Raw genomic sequence first — 25,938 nt, 5'->3', positions numbered from 1 at the left:
CCAAGATTTTCAACTTAGAGAAAACGTCTATGTTCACCATAAGGCAAATATCCCCGATTTTCTCAATTCTGCTGCTCATTGTTACTACAGATTTATGGTCATATGGAATAAATATATCTGCTACTACTGTGACACATCCTCCCTGTTTCAAGATGAGGTTGAAAACAAGTTATCCATCCCAGGTAGGGTGGGGCCATGCCCCACCAAAATAGGGTTAAAAAAGACTGATAGTGGATGATTAATGGTGATAATGTTGACAACTTCAGACTAATTTACAGCATATATGTTGGGGCAAGGCCCTAACCTACATTCATAAAGGGATGGAAAAGTGATCGTATGCCCTGTCCCGTCTATGGGTCTCTATAAAATGGCAATTACTAAAAACCGGAATATGCAACACGAACTGTTTTTGGGGAGAGTAGCGTGTTTATATAGACTTTGATTTTTAGTTCAATAGGTCTATTCGGCCAGTTACGTCAGCGCACTCCACATATTGAGGCTGACGAATAATCAGGTCAGGTATTTCAATGTTGTTCAACCATGCTTGAGCTGGCCGGTCAGGGTAGCGAAATCCTCTATTGAGAGCGTTTCGGCTCGTGCCCCTGGGTCTATGCCAGCAGACTCGATAGCTTCGGCGGATAAACTCTTCTTCAGGCAGTTGCGCAGTGTCTTGCGTCGCTGTGAAAAGGCCTCTCTGACCACAAGGCTGAACTCCTCCCAGTTGTCGATATGATATGGGGAGACATCATAGGGATTGAGACGCACAAAGGCAGAGTCGACTTTGGGTGGTGGATTGAAAGCGCCTGGGCCAATGTTGAACAGCGGTGTCACCTCAGCCCTGGCCTGTAGCATCACTGAAAGACGGCCATAACTCTTTGAGCCAGGATCTGCACCCATCCGATCAACCACCTCCTTCTGCAGCATGAAGTGCATATCCTTGATATAGGGCGAATAGTCCAGCAGGTGAAACAGCAGTGGAGTCGAGATGTTGTAGGGTAGATTGCCTACCACCCGTAGGGGGCGCTGCGCTTCTGACAGGGAGGAGAAGTCGAACTTCAGGGCATCTGTATTGTGGATCAGGAGTTCACCAAGTGAGGCGCACTGCTGTGCAAGGGGCTCAACAAGATCCCGGTCAAGTTCTATTGCATACATCTGATTGACCAGAGGCAGAAGCTCAGTGGTAATAGCTCCCTGGCCTGGGCCTATCTCAACCAGATTATCCCCAGGTTTAGGATTGATGCTCTGAACTATACGTTGAATGATGCCTGGATCATGCAGGAAATTCTGGCCAAACCTTTTTCTGGCCCTGTGTGGTGTGGGATTACCCATTAGAAGTAGAGTTAACTCAATACATTAGAAAAAGCATGTTTGGGATTATCCACTAAAACCAGTCGCTTAGGAAATCAGAAGAGAAAAGCAAGTCGCTGAGAAAATTGAAACGGTTTATTCAGAAAAATATTTATTTATGGAATGGCTATTGGCATTGTCTTTGAGAATGTGAATATTCACTTGGTGCCATAACCAGTCAACCTGGGTATACAAATAGAGAGTATCGGTCTCTCCACGGAATGCAGAGCCGTATGCATCATGTAACGATCAGGTAGAGGTCACCACGCCAACGCCACTGTCCGAAACAGGTAGTATGTCGATCATCATTACCCAGAATTCAGGGATGTCAAAAAGCTGGCCTTTTCCTGAAAACAGCGTAAATCGGCGTGGAGACGCTGATTCAAAGATTTGGTAGTGTGTTCAATCTGAATGTCAATTTGACATGTTTTTTAAGAATAATGTTTACACCAACAATACATATGGCTGAACGATATTCTAACAAACCAATACACCGGCTCAGGAGGTAAGGGTAATCCACCTCAATCGCAGTTGCTATTTAATGCATCAATGTAGTTTGACTTGGTCAGCCTGACACACTGCTTACCTTAATTATATTTCAGGTACTTCCTTTTTAGTTAATGTTACTTCGCCACTTAGAGTTTCAGCTGTCAGTTCAGCGAATCGGCCGTACAAATAGCTTATGCGAGACTCAGTCTGACCACCACCAATTCCACCGAGGGCATAACTAGCAGAAATTTCATATTGTCCGATGATTTTATGAGCTTTGTTTTTAACAGTAACATCGCCAGTGATGTGGTCAGCACCCGCCATAAATCCAAAAAATACTGCTACTGCTGTATTGCGAAAACGAACACTTTTAATCATGATCTCAAGGGTTTTATCGCTAGATGCATTCAAAAGATCTTTTTCATCTAATCTATTTATTACAGTTTCGTTGAATCTAATCATGTCAAAGCTTTCAACGCCCTTTAGCTTTGTTTTAACTGCTTCAGAGAAGTTGATGGTAACTTCATTAATTTCTGTCGTTATTGTTGAATTGTATGCCGGTACGTTATCTGCTTGTTTTACAGAACTTGAGCAAGCTGATAATGATAGTATAACGATTAGGAAAAGAGAGACAGATACCACTCGATTAAACATGATTAATAATACTCCATTAAAACTTTGTGACTCTTTACTACTTTGTATTGATAAAAGAATAAAGTGCTTGGAAAGGGGGCTACTCGCTCTGTAGTTAAGAAGCTTAAAAGAGATATGATCGTTTATTGAGGGGTATTGAAAGGCAAAATGGTTGGATTCCGTAAAACAATTTATCCCTATGCAATTTATGCTATTCGTTAAAAGCCTAATCTAAATTTACAATCTGAATCAAGTTATTTAATTCCTAAAAAAGTGCGTAAGTGATCAGTGGATAGGTTGTTCTAGAATTACACTTAATTTTGGTTGGAGTAGCATAGCTTATTGTAGTTCGGGTATTGACTGAAAATATCTTTATTATTCAAGACATTAAAAGTGTAAGCGAAGAGTTATAAAGTTCACTGATTTCAGATTTTTGCTTGTATTTTCAATGTTTATCATATGCTTTTCTCTGCCAAAGCTGAGTCTACAATCAAATATCTCGATATAATTTACAAAAACAACACTAACACTATTGCAAATGCTGTTGCTAAAAAAGGTAAGATTTGATCACTGATAAGTGGGCCATAGACCAAACTACCTGAGAACAGAGACATAAGAGCTGAAATGATATGGAACTGAACCTTGATGGTGGGCGCTTGGTCATTTTTTTAGGCGGGCTCTCTTTTTTTATTCTCATCGAGTCACTGTTTCCGGCGCGTAGCTGGCGAGGAAAACGGCTCAATCGCATGCTGTTTCACTCGGCAGTAGCAGCCCTCAATACCGTGCTGGTACGGGTTTTGATCTATGTCCCCTTTTTGCTCTGGGTTGTCTATGTTGAGCAGCAAGGCTGGGGCGTTTCACGTTGGCTGGGTCTTAACGGCTGGGTTGAGATTGTACTCTCTCTTATCATGCTTGATATGTTCGACTACTTTTGGCATCGCGCGAATCACCGTATCCCTTTTCTCTGGCGGTTTCACAAGGCACATCACGCCGATACCGAAATGGATGTAACCACTGCCCTGCGTTTTCACCCTGGTGAGCTATTTCTTTCATCATTTGCCAAGGCGTTGTGGGTTCTTGTGTGGGGGCCAACAGCCATCGCCTGGTTTGTGTTTGAAGGTCTGATCAGCCTTTGTGCCCAATTTCATCACAGCAATATCGATCTGCCGGATTCAATTGAGCGAAAACTGTCTCGTGTTATTGTGACACCAAGATTTCATACATCGCACCACATGGTCGATAGAGCGTTTGGCGATGCCAATTTTTCGACCATTTTCAGCTTTTGGGATCCTCTGTTTCGCAGTTACAATCAGGTGCCAGGCGAAACATCAGCACAAACTGACAGTATTGGATTACCCGAAGCTCGGGAATTGTCATTTTCATTCCGTGCATGGCTTACAGAACCCTTTAGTCGCCGAAATATGGGGTTGGCCGAGTGACAACTAACGATAATTTTCACACCAAAAAGATAAAGACTCCGAGGAGGAGTGACATGAAAAAGATTTTAAGCTTGTTGTTATTAATTCCCTTAACTTCAATCGCTGCTGAACATGCAGGTAAGGCTGCTGAGCATGGTGGTAAAGCGATGCAGAAGAAGGCAGTTGCTGAAAAATCCGCCGAGCATGGGGGTAAGGCAATGGAGGTTAAGGAGCAGGCTGAAGAGGCTGTAGAAGAGGGAGAGGCAGCAATGGATGAGATGAAGAAAGAGCATGGGGGTAAGGCCGCTGAACATGCAGGAAAAGCTTTAAAATAGGATTTTGTCACAATGTCGAGATACCTTGGAATACTGCTTGGCATATTCGGACTGTCCAGCACTATCGCAATCTCAGTGGGCACCGCCTATGGAGTGGATCAAGAGTCGGGTAATGCGCCCACTGATAGTCGTAAATATTATGTCGAAGACATAAAGTCCACGATGGTTAAACATATTGAGGATAGTGTTGATGATGAAGGTATATTTCACCTTCGTGATGATAAGACAGGAGAAGAGCTGGCATTAAAGTTTGTGCGTATCCACGATCCTGTGCGACAGATCGGTAGCGATATCTATTTTGCATGTACCGATTTTCATGTGGTGGGGGAGCCGGATAAGCTCTACGATCTTGATTTTTGGATGAATGATAAAACAGGGATGTTAAAAATCTATCAGTCCAAGGTTCATAAGGAGCCACGCTGGTCCTTTTTATATGGCTGGTATAAGCAGCCACGATACACATTCGTTAATGACGAGATCGAGTACCTCTATTGAGGTTCTGCTCAATACTTCTATGAAATGTCACCGATTTCTGGAGCTGTATCTATTTTGGTCGCCCCATCGAATGGAGTTCTGAATATCAACTCCGCATAACAATCTGAAGCATATCAGGCCAATGGCGCTTGTGAGTTGTCTGATTAACCCAGCGGCCCACAAGAGAGAGATGCAATATTGAGTTCACTTTGGATTACTGTCATTATCTCTGCAACGAAGATCACAGGATCTATATTTACGGTTCTGATGTGACTTACCCAGCCAAAAGCTATCTGGGTATACCTGTCAGGCCAAAATAGTTGAACCACAGAAAAAACAATATACAGATCAGGTAATTACAGAGATTGTTCAGGTGGTCTACCTTGGGCTGTAAATGGGTGGTTTACTGCCGGTTATGGCTCATGTCGTTGCCTGAAACAGGGTATCCTGGACTGATTATATATAGATTGAGTTTTAAGATTATTTGCAACCGGAGTTGATCAAGTGGATAAGTCAGCAAGTGACAGGATACGAAAGTTTATCCTGAGCATGATACCTAACTCAGGCCGACTGAGGTACCTGCTTCATAAACCGGTAATGGAAGATTGGAAGAAGAAGTCAGGCCAGTATCCATTTTTTGACCAGCGTTTTAAAATGTATGACTACGTCAATAATGAGATTTTGAAGGGCTGCGAGATAGATTATCTGGAGTTCGGGGTTTTCAAGGGCGATAGCATCAAATATTTTTCAGGTTTGAATAAGCAGGGTGATTCCCGTTTCGTTGGTTTTGATACCTTCGAGGGTCTACCTGAAGACTGGATTGAGTTCTCCCGTACCGTTAAAAAAGAGACCTTCACAACAGAAGGAAATATGCCGTCTATAGACGATGACAGGGTAAGCTTTGTAAAGGGACTGTTCCAGGATAGTTTGCCAGGCTTCCTTGAGACGTTTAAGCCTGACAAACAGCTTGTGATCCATAATGATTCGGATCTCTACTCGGCCACCCTCTATGTGTTGACCTATATGAATCAATATCTCGTGCCAGGTAGCGTCATTATATTTGACGAATTTTATAGCGTGCTCGATGAGTTCAGAGCATTGGAGGACTATGCCTCTGCCTATATGAGGGAGTATGAGGTTATTGCTGCAACCAATGATCATGTGCAGGTTGCTATTAGGATTTTATAGGTGGTATCTAAGAGCTGCAAAAAAAATCAAGCATCAACAGAAGTTTACTGAAAATATGACCTCGACTGGTGTTGATCAGCCAATTCAAATTCTCGATATTCGTGACTCACCATGGCATGACGGACCCGGACGTACGATTATTGAAGTTGCATCGGGGCTGAAGACTCAAGGTATTGAGATTACGATCGCCAGTTTCGTATCCGATAATTCGGCGGATTCGGACTATCTCAAGAAGGCGAGAGAGAGAGGGCTTGAGTGTATAGAAATCAGAGAGACTAAAACCTTCGAATCTGCAATTGTCGATCAGATTGTCGCGCTCCATCAAAAGATTCCATTCACCATCATTCATACCCACGATCTGAGATCGAATGTATATGGATTGTTGGCTGCCCACAGGTTGAAATTACCCATCATCTCAACGATGCATGGTTGGGTTGCAAATAGTTTTAAAAGAAAAGCGATTATGGTTTTAGGCAATCTGATGTTGTCATACCTGTTTGATGCGGTGATAACCGTATCGAATGCTGCAAAGCAGAGGCTTGATAGTTATCTTCCCTCCGCTCGCGTGCTGACTGTTCATAACACGCTGGATACCAAGAATTATAAGAAAATTGAAGGTGATTCCTTCAGGCGCTCTCTCAATATCCCTAAAGAGACACCGCTGCTGGCGAAAATAGGCAGACTGAGTCCAGAGAAGAGGCAGGAGGATCTCATTCAGGCAGCTGCGCAGTTGCTCGAAGATGGGTATGATTTTAAGATTGTATTTATTGGTGTAGGGCCTGAAGAGAGTCGATTACGCCAGCTGTCGGAACAACTTGGAATAGCTGATGCCATTATATTTTCGGGATTTATCGAGGATATGCTTCCGGTCTACAGCGAAATTGACCTGGTTATTCAAACCTCATCCACTGAAGGCTTGCCGAATGTGATCCTCGAAGCAATGTTGATGAGAGTGCCGGTGATTGCAACTGATGTGGGTGGAACATCTGAAATAGTAGACAGTTCTGAAGTGGCAACACTGATTCCCCCTGAAAATGAAAGTGTACTGGTCTCTACCTTGAAGTCATTCCTGGATAGACCGGAATATTATCACCTTAAACTGGATAGAGCAGAACAACGCATCAAAGAGAGTTTCGATTCAGAGAGACGACTGGAAATGATGGCGGCACTGTATCGTGATCTGAATGGATAAGTGATCTGGTTAGTAAAATCATGAAAGAGTACAGCTTACTTCAGCAACAGCTGGGACTTAGTCAAGGAATACCCTATACAGAAAATTGGACGGCCGGTGCAGACTTTCTTCAGATAATTGTAGATGCCTGTCTAGAGGCTAAGCCTGCATTGGTGCTTGAGTGTAGTAGTGGATTGACTACTCTGATGTTAGCGCGCTGTTGTCAGATCAATGGTGGTGGACGTGTGGTCAGTCTGGAGAATGGTGAGGAATATGCTGATGCTACCCGTAGTTATATTGTAAGATATGAATTACAAGAGTTTGCTACAGTTATTACTGCGCCACTCATTGCGCAGAAGCATGATGGTAGCGAATATTCCTGGTACTCACTAGAAAAACTGCCTGAAGAAAAAATAGATATGTTGGTTATTGATGGGCCTCCCGGATTTATCTGCAGTCATGCCCGCTATCCGGCATTGCCGGTCTGCTATTCAAGTTTGAGGTCTCAAAGTAGGGTCTATCTCGATGATGCAGCTCGTCGGGAGGAGCGTGAGATTGTTTCCATGTGGTGCGAAAAGTTTCCTGATTTAAAACATCAATATATTGAAACCAGTCGAGGTTGTTCAGTTCTAACTCTGGATTGAGGCATTGTGGTGAAACTGCCACTCTTGTAGCGCCATTTTCAGCTCTCCTTGCGCATTAATTTGATCCCAAAAATTTATAAAGTCTTTTTCAGCATGCTCAAGTCTAAATAGTGACTTTAATGGCTTATCTTTTAGAAATAGGGAGATATTGGTTTCGATGGTATCGAGATAATCCTCTGCGATCTGTTCAGGTCGTTGATTGTTGCCACCTAAAAGTATGCCTTCTTTGTAAGCCTTCATGATGCCGAAGTGTGACCTTTTAACAAAGCTGGCAATAGTGTCCTCCCGGTTGCGACTCAGGTGAACATAGTGGGCGGCAGCGCCAAATTTATTATCAATCCGCCCTAAAATCCAACTCAGTCGGTTGTCAGCTTCTATGTGGTTGTCAGGATAGTCGATACGTTTATCACCTGTTAGATGGGCTCTTGTTTCGTGGCCAGTTGTGTAATTGGTGATATGTTCACAAGCCCTGATGAAGGTTGTAGAGCCGCACCTGCCAGAGTTAAGAATAAAAATATTCATGGTTCTCTTCCGAGTGCCTCAATCCAGTTAATTCGATCCAAGGGGTAGTTGAAAATTGCATCTTTTATTTCATTGCATCTGGATTGTCGGTGAGCAGTGTCATTGATCAGACGATAGCTGTTAGACCGGTTACCAAAATTATTCTCCATGTTATTCAGGAAATCGTGCAAATTATCACTTACTTGATTGTAATTGAGTAGCGTATGCCACCACCTGTCAGGTTGATCTATTGCAGATCTGAGCGCATCAATTTTGTTACTGATCTGGTCTTGTTTTAGCAAATATTTATCAAGCATATTCTTGGTGATGTGCGCAATGGTTTGTTCAACTACCTTGTCATTGGGTACTGTTTTTGGAAACCCAAGCTCAGTCAGTCGTTGTATGGTAAACAACATCACGTCACCAAAGAACTGTTTTTCAAATTCACCACTAAGGTCGACACAATTGTGTTGCCGTTCTACACCGGATCTGAATTCAGATTCATTGGTCTCTATCAGGGTGCGTTTATGCATCATGGGTAGGTTTGCTGAGATGAAAGCGCCATCTAATTCAGATTTAAGAAGACGTCCAAGTACTGGGCCAGCCATTCTGAGGCTTAAAGTGGCAAAGGGTATAAAATGGTGAAGCGCACTACCATTGATTATGTAGTTGCCGGTGTAGACGGTACGGGCAGGGGTGATACTCGAGTGCAAAGCTGAATGGATGTAATGGGATTGACGTGTTGGGTGCTGTCCGTCAAAGAAGGCGTTCAGCTTTGCAGCAAAGTCAGTTAAACACACCTTGTTGCTATGGTCGCCATCTAAGGTGCAGCAGTAGTTATAGGTGCTATGTTTGGTTTTGAAGCCAAAAAGGTCGGCCATGTCATGATATGCCGCATCTTCTACAGTAGGAGAGTCTTGCTGGTGAAATTCACAGGCATGGTGAGGGTCCAGGTTTTTAACTTTGGATATAAAGCCGGCAACGTCGTCCAGAAAGTTACCGCCCATTACAGCTGGAGAGACGGGTGGGTCTCCTACAACCTTACCAGTAAGTACCTGGGTACTGGTATGAGAAAAGATATGGTCGATCTGGTGGAAGTAGTTTATTCCATAGACAGATTTACTATCGCTTCCAAAGTTAACCTGGAACTCCTGGTCGCTATCTACGAACCAGGTTAGTGTATTATTTTTTTTATTGATCAGTTCATTCAGTTTCAGATAACAGATGTTACGCGTGATGGAGGCGCCTTTATGGTAGAAGGTATCAGTTGGCTGATCACCTATAATCCTTTTAATCTTTGATCTTTGTTGGCGGTCAAGTTTGGCAATTTGTGACTGTTGCTCTTCCAGTCCGAAATATGTACTGGACAATCCTAAGCGATCGAATGTCTCAACAGTCAGTTTAATAGCCTCTCTATTCTGCTCACTCTGACTATCATCTGCGACCAAAACATTGATTTTTTTATATCGGTCGCCCTCTCTGCCGCCATAGTAGAATCGTTGGCATAGTGTCAGTAGTGAATTCAGGCAGTTTTTCAGATGTTGTGGTCTGTCTGCGATCGGTATAACAATGATAAAGTTATGACGATCATCACCAGCAAGCTGGGATAGCTGAGACTCCATTTCATGGAAAAGAAGCTGTTGCTGTTTCAGTAAGCTATCGGGGTAGCCGCTTTCGGATAATCGTCTCTCTAAAGTTATTGCTGCGCTGTTGTATAGTTCAAGCAGATTTTCTGCTGTGAGTTGGCTCTCCGGCTTAAGTTTGTGCTCATTGAGTCTCTTAATGAGACTCTGATTATCTACTTCGATATTGGTAGAATCGATTAGCTGGTTGAGCACCACTGGTTTCAGGTGTGCCATTATTCACTCAACGTTTTGAAGAGTAGTTGGGGAAGGCGTTCTTATCAATCGCGATATCTATCAAGTTGATGGATTGACGGAGATCCTGGTTTTCGAACAGATCTGCCAGTTGGTCAATATTGGTTATCTGTTTATATTGTATACCGAATGATTGGGCTAAATGGTGGTAGTCAGGGTTGACGAAGTCACAGTTTATAAAGCGCTTGTCATAAAGTTGATGTTGGTTCTTTCGTATTAAACCCATGGTGCCATTATTAAACATGACGATATTCAGAGGTTTGTTGTAGTTGACCGCTGTCATGATTTCCATGCAGCACATCTGAAAACCACCATCTCCAAGAATCGCAAAGCTCGGTAGGATTTCAGTGAATTGTGCACCAATCGCAGCAGGTATTGCATGTCCCAGGGATGAGATACCTGCGTTCGGGTGGTAGTGATGGTGGTTAGCGACATCGTAGAAGTTCTGGGCAAAAATAATATTGTCATCAAATACCCGTATTTCATCAGAGAATCGTGCGCTCAACTCTTTGTAGAAGGTTTCGATCAGGGAGAATCCGGATTTAAAAATGGTATAACCATTATCGGAAGTACTTTTTAACTGATTGATCGATTGCTCAATCTTTGGAGTGCCTGAATGTCCGCTTTTCTGATCCTTGAGAACGTTCAGCAATGTTTCAAGGATCTGACTGATATCGCCACATATTGCAAGGTCGGTATTTAAGACTTTTCCCAGTTGGTGGGCTGCCTGATCAATTTGGATGATTTTCAGATTACCAAGCAGCGACTTGTCCCAAACATAACTTGTTCTTTCATTAAAACTGGCCCCAAGTACAATCAACAGATCAGCATTCTCCCTAATGTATTGATAGGCGACCCCATTCGAGGTTACGCCGAGGCTTCCCAGGGAGAGATCCGACCGCTCATTGATCACCCCTTTGGCCTTTAAGCTTGAGGCGACAGGGATGTTTAACAAGTTACTGAGCTCTGATAAAGCTTGCTGTGCACCTGATCGAATGGTGCCGTATCCAGCAACAATTACCGGATGATTGGCTTCATTCAATAGTTCCAGGATACTACTGACCAAGTCACTGGTTAGACTGACTGGTGCATGTGGCAGGTTGAATGAGAGCTCGTCCAATATCTCTTCATCAACAAGTTCGCTCTGAACATTGAACGGGATGCTCAATAGAACCGGGCCAGGATTACTCTCCAACAACGCCTTGGTGGTTTGGGTTAAAACCTGCGGTAGATAGTCGACTCGTTCGATGGATTTGCTGTAGCGGGTGATATGTTTGAATAGTGCAACCTGGTCGAGGCTGCCGCCTTCACCTGAACTCTCCTGAAGACCTCCTTTTCCAAAGATATAGGTGGGGGCCTCCCCTGTGATCACTAATACAGGCTGTTTGTCGGCGTAGGCATTGGCAATGCCGGTTATCAGGTTGGTTGCCCCTGGTCCGGCCGTTGCGATGCAGGCTGAGACTTTTTCAGATGATTTTGCATAGCCACCTGCCATGAAGGCTGCACCCTGCTCGTGTTTGGCAAGTACGGCTTCAATCTTAGAATCGTAGAGTGCGTCGTAGATGGGTAGAACGTGAGCGCCGGGCATGCCGAATATTGTATCAACGCCTAAACGCTCTAAATATCTTACGATTAATTCACTGACTTTTATCTTCATCGAACTTCTAATTCGGGGAATGATATCCAGCTTAGGAGACTAATTAGGATGGCATGCCCAGTCTGTTTATATCTAGCAACATAGACGAAGCGTCGCGTGGTGCGATTCAAGCTCAGGCCTGGGTATTATCCCTGGAGTGCCGGGTTGCAGATAGATGCAAAGTTCGGTGAGGGTATTCGAAATTCTGTAAAAATGCACTATCTCCCATGGATTATTAGTCCCTGACGATAAGTATCCCGACACTCAGGTCTACAAGAGTGGCTCAGAACAAGGCACGGTTCGCAAGTTATGGCTCAAGCGCCGCAACATAGAGCTGTAGCCCTAACCCTATGAGATTAAATGCATATTCCGCAGCTGGTTATCGTCAATTTCCAACTGCGGTGGAGTAGGCAAGACGACTCTCTCTGCCTTGTGTGGGTGCTTCAGGAACCAGTAGGGAGAGGGCAAAAGAGATGGCTGCCATAGCCGCGCCTGCATAGAACACCAGGGCTGGTGAGCTAAGCCAGATCAGGCCGAATAGTGCCGGAATGATAACCGCAGCGATATGGTTGATAGAGAAACTGACCCCGGCTGTCGAGGCAATATCCTCTTTGGCGGCTATTTTCTGAAAGTAGGTTTTCAGAGCAATTGCCATGGCAAAGAAGAGATGGTCAACAATATAGAGCGCGCCTGCCATGATGACATTTTCGACCAGGGCATAGCCACAAAATACCAACACCAATCCGGCATATTCAATAAGCAGTGCCTTGTGTTCACCGATTCTGCCAATCATTCGTCCGATGCGAGGGGCAAGAAAAACATTGATTGAAGCATTGATCAGAAACAGCATGGCAATCTGGGAGACGCTATATCCGAACTTCTCCACCATTAAGAATCCTGCAAATACCACAAAGATCTGACGACGGGCCCCTGACATGAAGGTCAGCAGATAGAATAGCCAATATCGTTTTCGCAATACCATATGCTTGTGCTGCTCTGTTTTTTGGGGGAACAGGGGGAAGATGAACCAGGCGCCCAGAGCAATCAGCAGTGTCAGGCTACCCATAACCAGATAGATCCAGCGGTAATCCAGTTGCAGCAGATTATCCCCAAGCCAGATCAGTCCGAAGGTTATTATCGATGCAAATGAGCCTGCAGCGATCAATCGACCCAGAACTTCGGCAGAATTGGATGTGTCGGTCCACTGCAGGGCCAGGGAAGTCTGCAGTGTTTCGTAATAGTGGAAACCGACAGACATAATGACGGTAGTGATATATAGCCCTAAAGCAGATGGGAAAAAACCTGTCAGCGCAGTGCCTACTCCGAGCAGAGCCAACGAGATATAGGCCAGTTTTTGCTCACGTACCAACAGCAGCAGAAAAACCACGCCAAAAGCGAGAAAGCCCGGTATCTCACGAAGACTTTGGAGTATGCCCATCTCCCTTCCTGAAAAAACCGCTCGTTCGATCGCGAAATTGTTCAACAGGGTCTGCCAGGTGGCAAAACTGAGTGGCACTGCTACCGCCAGCAGAAGCAGCAGAATTTCGGGGCGGTGTTGAATTTTGGTCAGAATGTTTGGCATGAATATATTATGCGGCCATTTTTATTTGGCGTAATAGCTATAATATGACAATGAATAGTGAAAAACAGACAGTGGACTCGCTTGTTCACGTGGGATATATCGTTGATCCCGAGCGGCCTGTGTTGTCCATCTCCGGTGAGCGGAAGGCATCTGAGCAGGTATCCAGGCATGCTCATCTTCGGGGGCAGTTGCTGTTTGCCATTCGCGGAGCGATGAAAGCGACCACAGACGATGGCGCCTGGCTTGTACCGCCATCACAGGCGGTATGGATTCCTGGTGGGGTAATGCATGAGGTTGAAATGGCCCAGGCTGTTTCTCTTCGGTCGATCTATATCGATCCCAGCCACACGACAGATCTGCCTGTGGAGTGTTCTGTTTTGAGGGTGTCACCGCTGTTGCAGGCTTTAATACTTGAAGCCACAGCGATCGGAAATGAGTATCTGCCCGATACTGCCGAAGCCCGCTTAATGTTGGTGATCATAGATCAGCTGAAAAAAATTGAGCAGTTTCACTTCTATCTGCCTTTTTCCGATGAGCCAAAGGTCTCAAAGGTGACAGATGCAATGCTTCAAAATCCAGCAGATAACAGGACTCTGGCAGAGTGGTCAAAACTGATCGGTGCAAGTGAGCGCACCCTTGGGAGACTCTTTTTGCGTCATTTGGGGATGAGCTTCGGGGCCTGGAGACGACGTCTGCGACTCTTGGAGTCGATAGACAGGCTTGGTAATGGTGCTTCAGTTACAGAGGTCTCATACGAGCTTGGATATGGTAGCCCCAGTGCATTTATTGCCATGTTCCGGCAAAATCTGGGGGTCCCTCCTGCGAGGTTTTTTAACTGAATGGTGTTGTTTCAAGGCTATTTTTACCTCATGAAATTGGCTTTGATGTAAACATAGTTTATGATCTCCATCTTTTCCCGGCCTTGTGGGCCGATCAAGTATCAATTCCTCTGGGGATAAACCATGGCACGCGTGACAGTTGAAGATTGTATGGCATATGTTGATAACCGTTTTGATCTGGTATTGCTTGCCACGAAACGTGCCCGCCAGCTGGTGAATGGCGTTGAGCCGCTGCTACCCTGGGAAAATGACAAGCCTACCGTCATGGCACTACGTGAAATTGCTGAGGGCTTGATCAATCATAAGGATGTGGATGCACAGATAGCTAGCCAGGAATCGGTTACGGATGAGGCAATTATGGATGTGGATATCTCCCCAATGGGATCAAATCAATAACCAGCTCCCTTCATTCGCGGTCAAAATGACCGCGCATAACATTTTTCCCGCTTATCGACTTGCAACATAGGGCTGAATCAGCACAGAATCGCTATAACAGCGATTGTGGAGTGCCCGGATGAGCAACCCTTTAGGCCTTATAGATAATGATCAGGATACGCCGCGTTTCCTGATCAGTGATCTGTGCGCCTACCTGGAAGAGTATCTCTCTTCGGATCATATACGCGAAGTCTATCGTGCCTACCTGTTTGGGGCTGAAGCTCATGTAGGGCAGCATCGGAAGACAGGCGAACCCTATATCTATCATCCTGTTGCTGTGGCCCGCATCCTGGCTACCATGCGCATGGACTATAAATGCCTGATGGCTGCCATACTGCACGATGTGATCGAGGATACACCAACTGCCAAGGAGCAGCTGGCCGATACCTTTGATTCAGAGATTGCTGAACTGGTGGATGGGGTCAGCAAGCTCTCAAAAATCGATTTTAATTCTCAGGCCGAGGCCCAGGCTGCAAGTCTGCGTAAGATGCTGTTGGCGATGACCAAGGATATTCGTGTGATCCTTATCAAGCTGTCAGATCGACTGCACAATATGCGCACACTTGGGGTTATGCGCCCGGACAAGTCTCGCCGAATCGCCAAGGAGACACTGGATATCTTTGCGCCGATTGCCAATCGTTTAGGCATCAACAGCATGCGACTCGAATTGGAAGAGCTGGGTTTTGCCGCCTATTGGCCAATGCGATATCGCGCTCTGAAAAAGGCTGTGGCCGATGCCAGAGGGCATCACAGGGAGTTGGTGGAGAATGTTGAGAAGGCTTTGGGCGCCCGTCTCGAGCAAGAGGATTTCCAGGGGCAGGTCTACGGCCGCCAAAAGCATCTCTACAGTATCTATTTAAAAATGGTAGAGAAGAAGCTCAGCTTTTCTGAAGTCGTCGATGTATTTGCCTTTCGTATCGTGGTCGAACGGGTTGATACCTGCTATCGGGTACTCGGTGTGGTGCACAATCTCTATAAACCAATGCCTGGCAGGTTCAAAGACTATATCGCGATACCCAAAGCGAATGGCTATCAATCTTTGCATACCGTGTTGTTCGGCCCCCAGGGCATCCCGATTGAAATTCAGATCCGTACAGAAGAGATGGACAAGCTGGCTGAATCAGGTATTGCTGCACATTGGATGTATAAAACCGGCGAGGCCAGTGGGCAGTGGGTTAAGTCCAGAGCCTCTGACTGGCTGCAAAACCTACTGGAAATGCAGCAAGGCGTTGGTGACTCAATGGAGTTTCTGGAGCACGTCAAAGTCGACCTGTTCCCTGATGAGGTCTATGTGTTCACTCCCAGAGGACGCATCATGGTGCTTCCTAAAGGCGCTACGGTTGTAGATTTCGCCTACAGCGTCCATACCGATGTTGGTAATACCTGTGTTGCGGCACGGGTTGATCGCCGCCTGGTGCCATTGCGAACCCGATTGCATAATGGCCAGACAGTGGAAATCATCAATTCTGAAACTGCTGGCCCCAGTCCTGCGTGGCTGAATTTTGTCGTTACCGGCAAGGCCAGAGCCAATATCCGATCCTATCTGAAGAATCTTCAGGATCAGGAAGCGGTAAATTTGGGTAAGCGATTGCTGGAAAGAGAGTTGAACCTGATTTCACTGAAGTTGGATGAGATAGATAAAGAGCAGGTGGAAAAGGTATTGGAAGAGTTCCGGCTGGAGAGCTTGGATAAGCTGCTTGCCGGCATAGCCCTGGGTAATCATATGCCAATGTTGATTGCCCGGCGTATGGCAGGAGAAGAGATGGCTCCCGCTGTGAATGAAACCAGTCCACAAGAGATAGAGCAGCCTTCGGGTGGATTGGCGATCCGGGGCACTGAAGGCATGGTCGTCAACTTCGCAAAGTGTTGCTGGCCGATACCAGGTGATGCCATTGTTGGTGTCTTCAATCCGGGTAAGGGGATCGTAATTCACCGTCAGGGCTGCCCCAACCTGGGAGACTACAAGAAGCATGGTCATAAGTGGATTGAGGCTGAATGGGAAACCGATGTAAAAGGTGAATTCGCGACCAAGATCAGGGTTGAGTCTGGTAACCAGCGTGGGGTATTGGCTTCTGTGGCTTCGGTGATTTCTCAGCAGGAATCCAACATCGAGCATGTTGGCTCAGAAGAGCGGGATGGTCTCTCGTCAACATTGGTATTCATCATTACCGTGAAGAGTCGTCGTCATCTGGCGAGGATTATGCGTCAGGTAAGATCGTTGCCATCTGTGATGCGCATCAATCGAGTCAAGTAGAGGATTCAGTCACTAAGTGTTGAGCTTTGAGTTCTTGCAATGTGCTTTTATTTATCTCTTTGACAGATAAATAGTATAGGATCATATGGCAGGTCCAATAAAAAAAGAGGAATTTCATAATGAGTCGAGAAATCATCCGAACTGACCAGGCTCCGCAAGCTATAGGAACCTATTCCCAAGCGGTTAAAGTTGGTCAGACAGTCTATTTGTCGGGTCAGATTCCCTTGGTTCCCGAGACTATGGAGATGGTTGAGGGTGGTATTGAACAGCAAATCAGAAGGGTGTTCGATAACCTGCATGCAGTTGCGAGAGCGGCTGGCGGAAACCTTTCTGATGTCGTTAAACTGAACGTTTTTCTTACCGATTTAGTCCATTTTCCTGTAGTAAATGAGGTGATGGCCGATTACTTTTCACAACCCTACCCGGCAAGGGCAGCTATTGGTGTGGCCGCACTTCCAAAAGGTGCAGAAGTAGAGATGGATGCAGTTATGGAAATCGATTCATAATGGGTTAGCTGTAAAAAAGCCCACATTTTGATGTCAACAGATATCGGAGCGTGATGAGCAACAAACTTCAGCAGATGATGCAGGTAAATATAAAGGGCAGGGCCTTTGTTATCTGCCAATCCCGTGGTGTTTCTGATCCCAGTATAATTTCTTACTATGTACAGATACTCGAAGAAGCAACTATGGCAATGCTATCGGATGATAGCTCTATCACAGATTTTCATGCAGCCCTGAATGAACAAGCGGCTTGGCTTGAGCGGGAAATTGACCAGCTGAATGAGGCTGGTCCAGCCGTAGACGAGGCTTCCTCAACCTCCGATAATCCAATTGATGATGGCGAAGAGAAGCAGGAAAAACAACCCAAACCTGAGCGCGATCATAAGAAAGAATCAGGCTATGTACCAGACGCCAAGTCGATGCCGGAACGTCTTAAGGATCGGCGTGCTGAAATGGAACATCTTTTAGCCAATGATTGTGTGACATTGAAATTGGTGACTCCGAAACAAGCCAAGAAATATGTTCAGGGATTGGTGGGCAGAGATCCGAAAAAAGCAGAAGCAGATCTGGTTGCTGAACTACGTAACGCTCTGCATCAGCATGTCGTCAGTTTTATTCGTAAAAACAATGGCGGGCCCTGGAACAGTGCTACTGAGCAGACTGAAATAAGGATGCAGATAGCCAAGACCAAATCCCTTCAAGCCTTGGTCAACCTTTCAAAGGTATTGCTTAGTGAAAGGGAAGAGTGGGTGCGGAAATCCAAAAAAAGTCTGGTTGGTCGCTTGTTTGGCGGACGGGTAAAGCTGGATTAATAGAAGCATCTTCAGACGCGGCAAAAAGCCGCTACTGTTTGGCTGGATTCACTAATGTAGAAGGGTGCGGCCCTGCCGCACCATGCCCAACTTAAAAACACCTAACACGTAGCTTAGCTGCAGTCTTCGAATAGACGGCTGTTTACGCTTCTCCAAATAGTGTCACCATTATTCGACGCCTGTGTGGATGGGTTCGATGCTCCCAAAGATAGATCCCTTGCCAGGTGCCTAGTGTAAGATCTCTATTAGTAATTGGTATGCTTAGATCCAGATGGGTCAGGATGGAGCGAACATGGGCAGGCATATCATCAGCTCCTTCCTGGATATGATCAAAGATCGGATCGCCGTCAGGTACCAGTCTGGAGATGAATCTTTCCAGGTCTGAGCGGACATCGGGATCAGCATTTTCACACAGGATCAATGAGGCACTGGTGTGCTGTATAAAGAGTTGGCAGATACCGGTTCTGATACCCGATTGCGCGACTATTTCTGCTACCTGGTGGGTAATGTCATATGTCTTCCTGCCCTGTGTTTGAATGTTTAGTGTTTCCTGAAACACCATTTTTGCTTTACTCCCGCCTGTTCTGGCATGCTAATCATTAAGGCAACCTGTCAATCATGCCATGTTCCGACATATGTTTGGCCCAGGCTTATAGCTAGCTGCCGATTTTCATTATGAGCGATCTACCTTGACTGCTGTCTGAGTAGGAAGGGTAGTTTACATCTAAAAGAGTGAAAACGAGTCGACATTGATCAAGGATACTTCGTCTAAAAGTCTGGCCGATCAGCCTGTCACACTGTTGAAAGGGGTCGGGGCAAGGAATGCCGAAAAACTCGCCAAACTGGGGATCAGTTCGCTTCAGGATCTTCTGTTCCATCTCCCTTTGCGCTATCAGGATCGTACCCGGGTTCACCCCATTGGCAGTTTGCGTCGGGGGGATCAGGTGGTTATCGAAGGTGAGGTGGATCTGTCGGAGATTAAGTTTGGACGACGACGCTCGTTGATGGTGCATTTGTCTGATGGCACCGGGAGCCTGTTTTTACGATTCTTCTATTTCAGTAATGCTCAGCGTCAGGCCTTGGCTCGGGGTGTGCGTCTACGATGCTTCGGTGAAGTCCGTAGCGGCCCTAACAGCCTGGAGATGGTTCATCCTGAGTATCAGGCAGTCAATGTTGGTAAACCGATGGCTGTAGATGAAGCGTTGACATCGGTCTACCCGACAACAGAAGGCGTACACCAGTTGACCTTAAGGGGGTTGATGCGGCAGCTACTAGATATTTTAGAGCTGCAGCCCACCTCTCTGCCTGAATTACTGCCAGCTACCCTGCTGGGTCGTTTTCAGTTACCAAATCTGCTTCAAGCCGTCTGTTTTCTGCATCGACCACCTCCGGATGTGGATCTGCAGCTGTTGTTGTCCGGTCAACACCCAGCCCAGCAACGGCTCGCATTTGAGGAGCTGTTGGCGCATCAGATCAGCCTCTTGATTGTCCGCGCCAGGCACCAAAGTATTGAGACTACTGTTTACCCCGTTAAGAACCCTCTGCAGCAGGATTTGATAGAGGCTTTGCCCTTTAGTCTGACTGAGGCCCAGGTTAAAGTTGTTGGTGAAATAGAAGAGGATCTGGCCTCAGCCAAACCGATGCAGCGTTTGGTGCAGGGTGATGTTGGATCAGGTAAAACAGTGGTCAGTGCACTGGCAGCGCTTCAGGTGATAGGTGCCGGGAGTCAGGTTGCATTGATGGCCCCTACCGAATTGCTTGCAGAGCAGCATTTGCGCAATTTCAGTCAATGGCTACAGCCCTTGGGGGTAGAGATAGCCTGGCTTACCGGACGACTCAAAGGGCGCTCCAGAGAGCAGGTTTTGCAACACATAGCCTCAGGTCAGGTGCAGATGGTTGTCGGAACTCAAGCCCTGTTTCAGGATGATGTAACATTCAGTGACCTTGGATTGATAGTTATTGACGAGCAACACCGATTTGGCGTTCATCAACGACTTGCATTGCGGGAAAAAGGTCAGCGACAAAACCATATACCACACCAGCTGATTATGACCGCAACCCCAATCCCGCGTACGCTGGCGATGACAGCCTATGCGGATCTCGATCTCTCAGTAATCGATGGTTTACCTCCCGGTCGTAAGCCGGTGGCTACTGCAGTGATTTCAAGCGGGCGTCGCGATGAAGTGGTTGCCCGTGTGCAGGCAGCATGCGCAGAGGGTCGTCAGGCCTATTGGGTCTGCACTTTGATCGAGGAGTCTGAGGTCCTGCAGTGTCAGGCGGCGGAAGAGACAGAGAAGTTATTGTCAGAGGCCTTGCCTGATCTCAATGTTGGATTGGTTCATGGACGTATCAAGCAGGATGAAAAAGAGCGGATGATGGCGGCCTTCAAGTCGGGAGAACTCGACTTGCTGGTAGCTACGACCGTGATTGAAGTCGGCGTGGATGTACCCAACGCAAGCCTGATGATCATTGAAAATCCGGAAAGGTTGGGCTTGGCGCAGCTACATCAATTACGTGGCAGGGTAGGGCGTGGCAGTGCAGAGAGCCACTGTGTTCTGATGTATCAGTCGCCCTTGTCTCTCCAGGCGAAGGAGCGCTTGGCGATACTGCGTGAAACAGGAGATGGTTTCCTGATTGCCCAGAAAGATCTGGAAATGCGGGGGCCAGGAGAGGTGCTTGGTACCCGTCAGACGGGAGAGATGCAGTTGCGTATTGCCGATCTGATCAGGGACCAGGATATTCTGGATGATGTACGTGAGGCCGCAGAAATGATGTTGAAACTTGATCCACCTGGCGCTTCAAACCTGGTCAAAAGGTGGTTGGGTGATTGTGTTGATTATGGGCGGGTTTGAGATGCCTGAAATCAATCGAGCCATCCTGGATCTCCTGCTATTTAGAGATGTTCGTCAAGTGCTCGTCTGCTGTGCGATAATCTAGATTTTTCAAGGAACATAGCTTGAATCAGCGAAGCAGTAAGAGGTCACAACGGGAACCCAATTGGAGCGATTGGTCACAGCGTCGTTATGGCGGTGTTCCTATTGATGCTCAGGCCTGGTTGCGCGACACGGGTTCTTTGACCAAGCGGGTTATAGAGCATTGTGGAGAAGGCAGGTTCAGGGTGCGTCTGCTTCAGCAGGGGTGGGATATACCGCTAAACAGCGAACGCCAGGCGCTACATATCAGACAGGGGCGTTTGGCGCTGATCCGTGATGTGGTTCTGCTGTGCGAGGATGCACCATGGGTATTTGCCAGAACCTGGATACCCGTAAAGACCCTGAAAGGGTCAGCAAGACGTTTAATGCAGCTCGGAGAGCGTCCGCTGGGTGCCGTGCTCTTCTCTGACCCGAAAGTCTCTCGCGGTTCTACACTGATCGCCCGGCTTACTCCAGGCCATACCCTATTTGATGCCGCAAGTTCGCAGCTTGAACAGATGCCAGAGCAACTCTGGGGCAGGCGAACTCTATTTTACGTTGATTCCAGGCCGATTTTGATTAACGAACTCTTTCTTCCAGATTTGCCGATGCAGAGGTGTGGCAAACAATGACGAGGCGTGCTCAGAATATGGCCATGTCGCCATCTTGGGAGTGGCGAGAACGTTTGAGAAACTATGTTCTGCTAGTGAGGTTGCATCGACCTATCGGTATTTTACTACTGCTTTGGCCAACCTTGTGGTCACTGTGGATAGCGGGAGAGGGCTCACCACCCTGGGGAATGGTTCTGGTGTTCAGTCTGGGGGTGGCGATCATGCGCTCTGCGGGCTGCGCAATTAATGACTATGCAGATCGGGATTTTGATGGTCATGTGGCCAGAACTGAGAGCCGTCCCATCGCCGCCGGACTTGTGAAACCTGGTGAAGCAATCGCAGTTTTTGTCGCACTTTCACTTCTCGCAGCCAGCCTGCTTATTTTTCTAAATTGGCCCACCCGTTTCATGTCTCTTGTGGCATTGGGGCTGGCAACACTCTATCCATTTATGAAGCGCTTCACTCACCTGCCACAGGTGGTACTGGGTGCCGCGTTTGGCTGGGCAGTGCCGATGGTTTTTATGGCCCTCACCGGAAGCTTGCCTCTATTGGCCTGGTTACTGTTCCTCAGTGCCATCCTATGGGCTCTGATCTACGATACCCAGTATGCCATGGTGGATCGGGATGATGATCTTAAAATCGGAGTCAAATCCAGCGCGATACTCTTTGGCAGGCATGATAATTTTATTATGGGAGTGCTGCAGGCTGTGATGATCGGCTTACTGGTTCTGATCGGTTTTTTGAGCGATCGCGGTGAACTCTACTATCTTGGGATTGCTGCTGCCGCGATTCTGTTCATTTATCAACAGTGGTTGACTCGAGAGCGGGAGTCCAAGGCCTGCTTTAAAGCCTTTATGAATAACAATCTGTTCGGCATGGTGGTGTTTATTGGCTTGTTACTCGATTTTAGCGTCTAGAGCAGTCTCAGTTTCACATGTAGTTTCCTGGTTCGCACAGATACCACGAAACCAAGCGCGGCCTTTAGAGGCCTTCTGTTCATCAATAGATAGTTTTCTCAGTGATAAGGTTTGCTGATTGCGTCTCTTTTTAAGGGAATAGTCGAGCAGTACCCATTCACCATCGCAGGCCACAATAAGCTCTATATCCCCCATTGAGGTTAACCAATCACCATGAAGGTCGAGTGCTTTTCGACTCGCAGCATCCGGAAGTAGATAACCACTACCTGACTGCACGATAAAATCCACCCTGTCTCCAGGAATCCAGCCCGTTCCGCTATAGGTAGACCTAAGCGGCAGGTTGCTTCGATTCGGATCGTCTTTTGCACCGGTAATCTTCATCCAGCCGTTGTGCGATCCGATAATCTGGAACTCAATACCAAAGTTGTGGCTGCTAAAATTTTTCACATAGGCGGGTAAGGTTCCGAGCACCTCTGCATGGGCAGTTGCTGATGAGCGAACCTCTAAACCATCCTGATGAGTATCCTTTGACCAGCCCTCAAGCCGACAATCTGTTTCAGAAGCTGGTAACCAGGCCTCTTCTGCCAGGGTGGCAGTTGCTTGTAGAGAGCAGAGCAGCACGACAAGCACATGCTTAAGTCTTTGAGCGTCGATGGTGTATTTATGCTGTGTGATTATGGTGAAACCTCTGTTAATACGTAGTTCCATGTGCCTTGTGAGCTATTGCTGGTGACGCTGTTTTCAAAACGCATATAGTCATCTGGGTGTATGGTCGTGCAACCTGCCGAGTCAGTATTGGTCTGGCTTCCGGAGTGGATCTTGAATGTGCGATTCAGATCACTGATCGCTGCTGGATCGCTATTATCGATATAACCATTTCCCGCAGTGAATCTTTCTACGCCACCTTGCCCTTGACTGACTGCCTGTTGCGTCGGTCTTAGGGCAAAGTCAGTGCCTCCTGCAGAGGCTGGATTTCTATGCGTGTCCTCGTACATCTGTATAGTTTGTGGTGAAGCAAGTCTGCCTTGATCAGGTACACCGTCCCCTGTCACATCATCACCTTCTGCTCGCCTGTAGCGGTTGTCAGGATGGTTCGCCAAATTAGCATCGTATTGTGCTGTAGGTTCTGTTGATACACGAAAAAACTCTTCTACATGTACCGTGCCATTAGCTTCTCTGGAGATGACAGCAATGCGGTCGTCATAGACTCCTCTACCACTATTTTCCAAGGTGCTGTTTTCCGAACGTAGACCAACAACCACACTGTTTCCACTCTTTAGATCATTCAGGGCGGTAGTGTCACCACGAGTCTGGACAATACTGGAATAGACTTCAAACTTCTGCTGTTCAGTCAGGCCGGTTGTGTTTGGCATCTCTGGAGGATTGTTGCCCGCCGCGTTGATCAGTCGAATTGCTGTTCCTACTTCAGCTGGAGAGGGGGTTAAGGTCTGCATGGCCTGAGTATCATAGGTTGATATCGAGTATTGCAGTTTTGCGCTGACCATCCGATCAAAGGCTTGCTGCATGACCATGGGTTGTCCATCTTTCATACTGTTCAGAAGGGCAACCGCCTCTCCCTGTCTGCCCTGGCTAAATAGATCAGCGACCTCTTGAGTCGCGTCGCAATTGTTTCGGCTTGAACTGTGAGGAGTAGTACGAAATGCACCAGGCAGATAGCTTGAAGCTGATGTCTGTTGGCCACCTGGGGCGACGCTTGAACCATTCATGGTCAAATCTCCTGTCTCTCATTTCCTTGATCTACTAGGAGACTATATGATTTTGATCGTTTAGAGCACTGGGGATAACCCTAGTGTGGTGCGTCATATAAACCCTATATTTAGACAAGGCCAATCTCAGTTTGCGTTTAAATCACCTGCCTCGCCCTGCGGGAAGCCACTCAAGCCGTGATTGCGGCGTTGCACCCCTTGGTAAGGGAACAACCATTACCTGCGGGCTGCGCCTTGCACTCACGGCTTGAGCGGCTTTCTAAATACAGGGTTTATATGACGCACCACACTAGCTAATCACTTCCGCCCATGAATCGTTTACCATTTAAGGTAATGTGATTCTTCCTCTCATTAGTGAAGCAAAATGCAGCTTGAATTTCATACCCATCATCATAGATAAGCCGAATGGTATAGTTCTCAACAGAATATCGTCCACGAGCTTTTGGCGATATCGACAACATACTGACATCAACAGCTGATGTAGAGTGGCCGAATGCGGTTGAAGAATTTGTAAACCTACCATTTTTCCAAAAGCACCAAGTCTGCGCCAGACCAACTGTAGTGTCACTATCGTAAGCATCGCCGCTCGTTGTAACTCTTCCAAAGCACCCTGATAGAGCTTCGCCCTTTGATGCTGGTCTTGCGATCCAGTTGCCTCTTGTGTCATTGAAGTTACTATCATCGCTCTCCTTCAGTAAGAGTTGATTATCACTTTCGCGCATCTGCCACTGGCCCCAGGAAGCGGGGTTTTGTTGTTTCGAAATTTGCGGGTTATGCGCAAAGAGCGTTTCAAGGTCACTAGTGTAGGTTCCATCATTGAAGAGCGCTATGAAATCATCGGTTAGACCAAACATGCCACTGGGCTGTATTCCCATTACAATCACACCTCGAAGTTCCTTCAGATCGGAAGGGGGTATTGGAGCTGAAATTGGTTCTGTTGGAATTTCTACGTCAGTGTCGGTATTCTCTTGATCATTAATTGCATTAGAATCACTTAAGCAATTTTTATAATTTATATTGGAAGTGGCATTTGCGTCGAAATATAGACCGAGAGTGCTAAAGAATATGTTTTCAGATACACAGAACCTGTTTTGTTGGGTCTGTGTGAGATATCCGATATGGTTGTTATCTTTGATATCGATCCGTATCTTTAATCCATTAGTTTCATCTTGAAGTGTCTCTTTACCGATAACCCGATAAGAACCTAGAAAATAATTTGGGACGGTCTGTTCTGCTTTTATCGAGCACCTTTTATTCTGAAACTCCTGGTAACCATATAGAATCTGACCATTAGATGTGAACTGATATAAACCTTTTATATAGTGATTTTTTCCACTCTTAAGGCATTCTGAAGTTAGCCAAAGCTTGCTGGTAAGGGTGCTGGTGGCAGAGTTAGTATCAGACTGGGTGTTTGCTTCATTTGCAGTGGGCTCTTCATCATCTCCCCCTCCTCCACTACAGCCCGCAACTATGTTCAGTAGGAAAGCAATAAACAGTAACTTTATCCAGTCCAGCTTCATTAGTGATCTTCCATGATTAAGAAATCAATGATCTTAGGTTCTATATCGTATAGTTAATCGGCAATTTTACACATAAAAACCCTGACCCATCTCTATTATTTGGTTAACAGGCC

General features: G+C 46.5%; 24 protein-coding genes. 14 read left to right on the top strand and 10 right to left on the bottom strand.

From position 1 onward, the window contains the following. Positions 1 to 534: 534 nt before the first annotated feature. Together rsmA and AC4IFB_RS14600 are read right to left on the bottom strand one after the other, a co-directional pair. Complete coding sequence (gene rsmA, locus AC4IFB_RS14605) at positions 535 to 1,329, bottom strand: 16S rRNA (adenine(1518)-N(6)/adenine(1519)-N(6))-dimethyltransferase RsmA (protein ID WP_490780537.1); 795 nt, start codon at positions 1,327 to 1,329, stop codon at positions 535 to 537. 609 nt (positions 1,330 to 1,938) lie between these two features. Then, positions 1,939 to 2,490 (bottom strand): DUF4410 domain-containing protein, encoded by a 552-nt coding sequence (locus AC4IFB_RS14600; RefSeq protein ID WP_490780536.1) that lies wholly within the window; start codon positions 2,488 to 2,490, stop codon positions 1,939 to 1,941. Positions 2,491 to 3,098: 608 nt separating this feature from the next. Here AC4IFB_RS14600 and AC4IFB_RS14595 point away from each other — a divergent pair. From AC4IFB_RS14595 to AC4IFB_RS14570, 6 genes are all read left to right on the top strand, one after another. Then, entirely contained in the window at positions 3,099 to 3,908 is an 810-nt protein-coding gene (locus AC4IFB_RS14595; RefSeq protein ID WP_490775680.1) for a sterol desaturase family protein, read from the top strand. 53 nt (positions 3,909 to 3,961) lie between these two features. Beyond that, the gene (locus AC4IFB_RS14590) at positions 3,962 to 4,222 is read left to right on the top strand and encodes a hypothetical protein (RefSeq protein ID WP_490780535.1); all 261 of its coding nucleotides are present in this window, start codon (positions 3,962 to 3,964) and stop codon (positions 4,220 to 4,222) included. Positions 4,223 to 4,234: 12 nt separating this feature from the next. Further along, entirely contained in the window at positions 4,235 to 4,717 is a 483-nt protein-coding gene (locus tag AC4IFB_RS14585) for a hypothetical protein (protein ID WP_490775682.1), read from the top strand. A 483-nt stretch (positions 4,718 to 5,200) separates the two neighbouring features. Next, the gene (locus tag AC4IFB_RS14580; protein ID WP_490780534.1) at positions 5,201 to 5,884 is read left to right on the top strand and encodes a TylF/MycF/NovP-related O-methyltransferase; all 684 of its coding nucleotides are present in this window, start codon (positions 5,201 to 5,203) and stop codon (positions 5,882 to 5,884) included. A 55-nt stretch (positions 5,885 to 5,939) separates the two neighbouring features. After that, the gene (locus AC4IFB_RS14575) at positions 5,940 to 7,076 is read left to right on the top strand and encodes a glycosyltransferase family 4 protein (RefSeq protein WP_490775684.1); all 1,137 of its coding nucleotides are present in this window, start codon (positions 5,940 to 5,942) and stop codon (positions 7,074 to 7,076) included. A gap of 20 nt (positions 7,077 to 7,096) precedes the next feature. Continuing rightward, a complete protein-coding gene (locus AC4IFB_RS14570; RefSeq protein WP_490775685.1) occupies positions 7,097 to 7,699 on the top strand; it encodes a class I SAM-dependent methyltransferase in 603 nt (200 codons plus the stop codon). On the opposite strand, the gene AC4IFB_RS14565 is transcribed toward AC4IFB_RS14570, so the two are convergent. The 4 genes from AC4IFB_RS14565 to AC4IFB_RS14550 all read right to left on the bottom strand — a co-directional run bounded on the left by AC4IFB_RS14565 (position 7,685) and on the right by AC4IFB_RS14550 (position 13,295). Then, entirely contained in the window at positions 7,685 to 8,221 is a 537-nt protein-coding gene (locus AC4IFB_RS14565) for a hypothetical protein (protein WP_490775686.1), read from the bottom strand. The genes AC4IFB_RS14570 and AC4IFB_RS14565 overlap by 15 nt on opposite strands. Further along, positions 8,218 to 10,059, bottom strand: a complete 1,842-nt coding sequence (locus tag AC4IFB_RS14560) for a hypothetical protein (RefSeq protein ID WP_490775687.1) — start codon at positions 10,057 to 10,059, stop codon at positions 8,218 to 8,220. Before AC4IFB_RS14560 ends, AC4IFB_RS14565 begins: the two co-directional genes overlap by 4 nt. A gap of 7 nt (positions 10,060 to 10,066) precedes the next feature. Next, on the bottom strand, positions 10,067 to 11,734 hold the full coding sequence (locus AC4IFB_RS14555) for a thiamine pyrophosphate-binding protein (protein WP_490775688.1): 1,668 nt from the start codon (positions 11,732 to 11,734) through the stop codon (positions 10,067 to 10,069). Between the two features lie 364 nt (positions 11,735 to 12,098). Beyond that, positions 12,099 to 13,295: an MFS transporter gene (locus AC4IFB_RS14550; RefSeq protein WP_490780533.1), complete on the bottom strand. Its 1,197-nt coding sequence runs from the start codon at positions 13,293 to 13,295 to the stop codon at positions 12,099 to 12,101. A gap of 44 nt (positions 13,296 to 13,339) precedes the next feature. On the opposite strand from AC4IFB_RS14550, the gene AC4IFB_RS14545 reads away from it, so the two are divergent. The 5 genes from AC4IFB_RS14545 to AC4IFB_RS14525 all read left to right on the top strand — a co-directional run bounded on the left by AC4IFB_RS14545 (position 13,340) and on the right by AC4IFB_RS14525 (position 18,138). Continuing rightward, positions 13,340 to 14,134, top strand: a complete 795-nt coding sequence (locus AC4IFB_RS14545) for an AraC family transcriptional regulator (RefSeq protein WP_490780532.1) — start codon at positions 13,340 to 13,342, stop codon at positions 14,132 to 14,134. A gap of 123 nt (positions 14,135 to 14,257) precedes the next feature. Next, positions 14,258 to 14,530: a DNA-directed RNA polymerase subunit omega gene (rpoZ, locus tag AC4IFB_RS14540; RefSeq protein ID WP_490775691.1), complete on the top strand. Its 273-nt coding sequence runs from the start codon at positions 14,258 to 14,260 to the stop codon at positions 14,528 to 14,530. A 118-nt stretch (positions 14,531 to 14,648) separates the two neighbouring features. Next, on the top strand, positions 14,649 to 16,823 hold the full coding sequence (gene spoT, locus AC4IFB_RS14535; protein WP_490775692.1) for a bifunctional GTP diphosphokinase/guanosine-3',5'-bis pyrophosphate 3'-pyrophosphohydrolase: 2,175 nt from the start codon (positions 14,649 to 14,651) through the stop codon (positions 16,821 to 16,823). A gap of 119 nt (positions 16,824 to 16,942) precedes the next feature. After that, entirely contained in the window at positions 16,943 to 17,329 is a 387-nt protein-coding gene (locus AC4IFB_RS14530; protein ID WP_490775693.1) for a RidA family protein, read from the top strand. A gap of 53 nt (positions 17,330 to 17,382) precedes the next feature. Beyond that, positions 17,383 to 18,138 carry a hypothetical protein gene (locus AC4IFB_RS14525; protein WP_490780531.1) on the top strand — a complete coding sequence of 252 codons (756 nt, stop codon included), beginning with the start codon at positions 17,383 to 17,385 and terminating at the stop codon, positions 18,136 to 18,138. 142 nt (positions 18,139 to 18,280) lie between these two features. Here AC4IFB_RS14525 and AC4IFB_RS14520 read toward each other — a convergent pair whose 3' ends face one another. Continuing rightward, positions 18,281 to 18,700 (bottom strand): secondary thiamine-phosphate synthase enzyme YjbQ, encoded by a 420-nt coding sequence (locus tag AC4IFB_RS14520; protein ID WP_490775695.1) that lies wholly within the window; start codon positions 18,698 to 18,700, stop codon positions 18,281 to 18,283. A 187-nt stretch (positions 18,701 to 18,887) separates the two neighbouring features. Between AC4IFB_RS14520 and recG the strand changes: the two genes are divergently transcribed. The 3 genes from recG to ubiA all read left to right on the top strand — a co-directional run bounded on the left by recG (position 18,888) and on the right by ubiA (position 22,578). Then, on the top strand, positions 18,888 to 20,990 hold the full coding sequence (gene recG, locus AC4IFB_RS14515; RefSeq protein ID WP_490780530.1) for an ATP-dependent DNA helicase RecG: 2,103 nt from the start codon (positions 18,888 to 18,890) through the stop codon (positions 20,988 to 20,990). A gap of 104 nt (positions 20,991 to 21,094) precedes the next feature. Continuing rightward, positions 21,095 to 21,682, top strand: a complete 588-nt coding sequence (locus tag AC4IFB_RS14510) for a chorismate--pyruvate lyase family protein (protein WP_490775697.1) — start codon at positions 21,095 to 21,097, stop codon at positions 21,680 to 21,682. Beyond that, the gene (ubiA, locus tag AC4IFB_RS14505) at positions 21,679 to 22,578 is read left to right on the top strand and encodes a 4-hydroxybenzoate octaprenyltransferase (protein WP_490780529.1); all 900 of its coding nucleotides are present in this window, start codon (positions 21,679 to 21,681) and stop codon (positions 22,576 to 22,578) included. Before AC4IFB_RS14510 ends, ubiA begins: the two co-directional genes overlap by 4 nt. On the opposite strand, the gene AC4IFB_RS14500 is transcribed toward ubiA, so the two are convergent. From AC4IFB_RS14500 to AC4IFB_RS14490, 3 genes are all read right to left on the bottom strand, one after another. Continuing rightward, a complete protein-coding gene (locus tag AC4IFB_RS14500) occupies positions 22,558 to 23,286 on the bottom strand; it encodes an SH3 domain-containing protein (RefSeq protein WP_490775699.1) in 729 nt (242 codons plus the stop codon). The two genes, ubiA and AC4IFB_RS14500, sit on opposite strands and share 21 nt — an antisense overlap. Further along, positions 23,253 to 24,305, bottom strand: coding sequence for a hypothetical protein (locus tag AC4IFB_RS14495; RefSeq protein ID WP_490780528.1), 1,053 nt, complete (start codon positions 24,303 to 24,305; stop codon positions 23,253 to 23,255). Before AC4IFB_RS14495 ends, AC4IFB_RS14500 begins: the two co-directional genes overlap by 34 nt. Positions 24,306 to 24,598: 293 nt before the next feature. Then, positions 24,599 to 25,825, bottom strand: a complete 1,227-nt coding sequence (locus AC4IFB_RS14490; RefSeq protein ID WP_490780527.1) for a hypothetical protein — start codon at positions 25,823 to 25,825, stop codon at positions 24,599 to 24,601. Between the last annotated feature and the right edge of the window lie 113 nt (positions 25,826 to 25,938).

Source organism: Candidatus Thiodiazotropha sp. AKIB8, from assembly GCF_058244675.1.
This window is presented reverse-complemented; position numbering and strand designations above follow the sequence as displayed.

Bases quoted from the DNA above. Each gene is read 5' to 3' on its own strand.
- rsmA (WP_490780537.1), bottom strand. From the start codon at position 1,329: ATGGGTAATCCCACACCACACAGGGCCAGAAAAAGGTTTGGCCAGAAT.
- AC4IFB_RS14600 (WP_490780536.1), bottom strand. From the start codon at position 2,490: ATGTTTAATCGAGTGGTATCTGTCTCTCTTTTCCTAATCGTTATACTA.
- AC4IFB_RS14595 (WP_490775680.1), top strand. From the start codon at position 3,099: ATGGAACTGAACCTTGATGGTGGGCGCTTGGTCATTTTTTTAGGCGGG.
- AC4IFB_RS14590 (WP_490780535.1), top strand. From the start codon at position 3,962: ATGAAAAAGATTTTAAGCTTGTTGTTATTAATTCCCTTAACTTCAATC.
- AC4IFB_RS14585 (WP_490775682.1), top strand. From the start codon at position 4,235: ATGTCGAGATACCTTGGAATACTGCTTGGCATATTCGGACTGTCCAGC.
- AC4IFB_RS14575 (WP_490775684.1), top strand. From the start codon at position 5,940: ATGACCTCGACTGGTGTTGATCAGCCAATTCAAATTCTCGATATTCGT.
- AC4IFB_RS14570 (WP_490775685.1), top strand. From the start codon at position 7,097: ATGAAAGAGTACAGCTTACTTCAGCAACAGCTGGGACTTAGTCAAGGA.
- AC4IFB_RS14565 (WP_490775686.1), bottom strand. From the start codon at position 8,221: ATGAATATTTTTATTCTTAACTCTGGCAGGTGCGGCTCTACAACCTTC.
- AC4IFB_RS14560 (WP_490775687.1), bottom strand. From the start codon at position 10,059: ATGGCACACCTGAAACCAGTGGTGCTCAACCAGCTAATCGATTCTACC.
- AC4IFB_RS14555 (WP_490775688.1), bottom strand. From the start codon at position 11,734: ATGAAGATAAAAGTCAGTGAATTAATCGTAAGATATTTAGAGCGTTTA.
- AC4IFB_RS14550 (WP_490780533.1), bottom strand. From the start codon at position 13,295: ATGCCAAACATTCTGACCAAAATTCAACACCGCCCCGAAATTCTGCTG.
- AC4IFB_RS14545 (WP_490780532.1), top strand. From the start codon at position 13,340: ATGACAATGAATAGTGAAAAACAGACAGTGGACTCGCTTGTTCACGTG.
- rpoZ (WP_490775691.1), top strand. From the start codon at position 14,258: ATGGCACGCGTGACAGTTGAAGATTGTATGGCATATGTTGATAACCGT.
- spoT (WP_490775692.1), top strand. From the start codon at position 14,649: ATGAGCAACCCTTTAGGCCTTATAGATAATGATCAGGATACGCCGCGT.
- AC4IFB_RS14530 (WP_490775693.1), top strand. From the start codon at position 16,943: ATGAGTCGAGAAATCATCCGAACTGACCAGGCTCCGCAAGCTATAGGA.
- AC4IFB_RS14525 (WP_490780531.1), top strand. From the start codon at position 17,383: ATGAGCAACAAACTTCAGCAGATGATGCAGGTAAATATAAAGGGCAGG.
- AC4IFB_RS14520 (WP_490775695.1), bottom strand. From the start codon at position 18,700: ATGGTGTTTCAGGAAACACTAAACATTCAAACACAGGGCAGGAAGACA.
- ubiA (WP_490780529.1), top strand. From the start codon at position 21,679: ATGACGAGGCGTGCTCAGAATATGGCCATGTCGCCATCTTGGGAGTGG.
- AC4IFB_RS14500 (WP_490775699.1), bottom strand. From the start codon at position 23,286: ATGGAACTACGTATTAACAGAGGTTTCACCATAATCACACAGCATAAA.
- AC4IFB_RS14495 (WP_490780528.1), bottom strand. From the start codon at position 24,305: ATGAATGGTTCAAGCGTCGCCCCAGGTGGCCAACAGACATCAGCTTCA.
- AC4IFB_RS14490 (WP_490780527.1), bottom strand. From the start codon at position 25,825: ATGAAGCTGGACTGGATAAAGTTACTGTTTATTGCTTTCCTACTGAAC.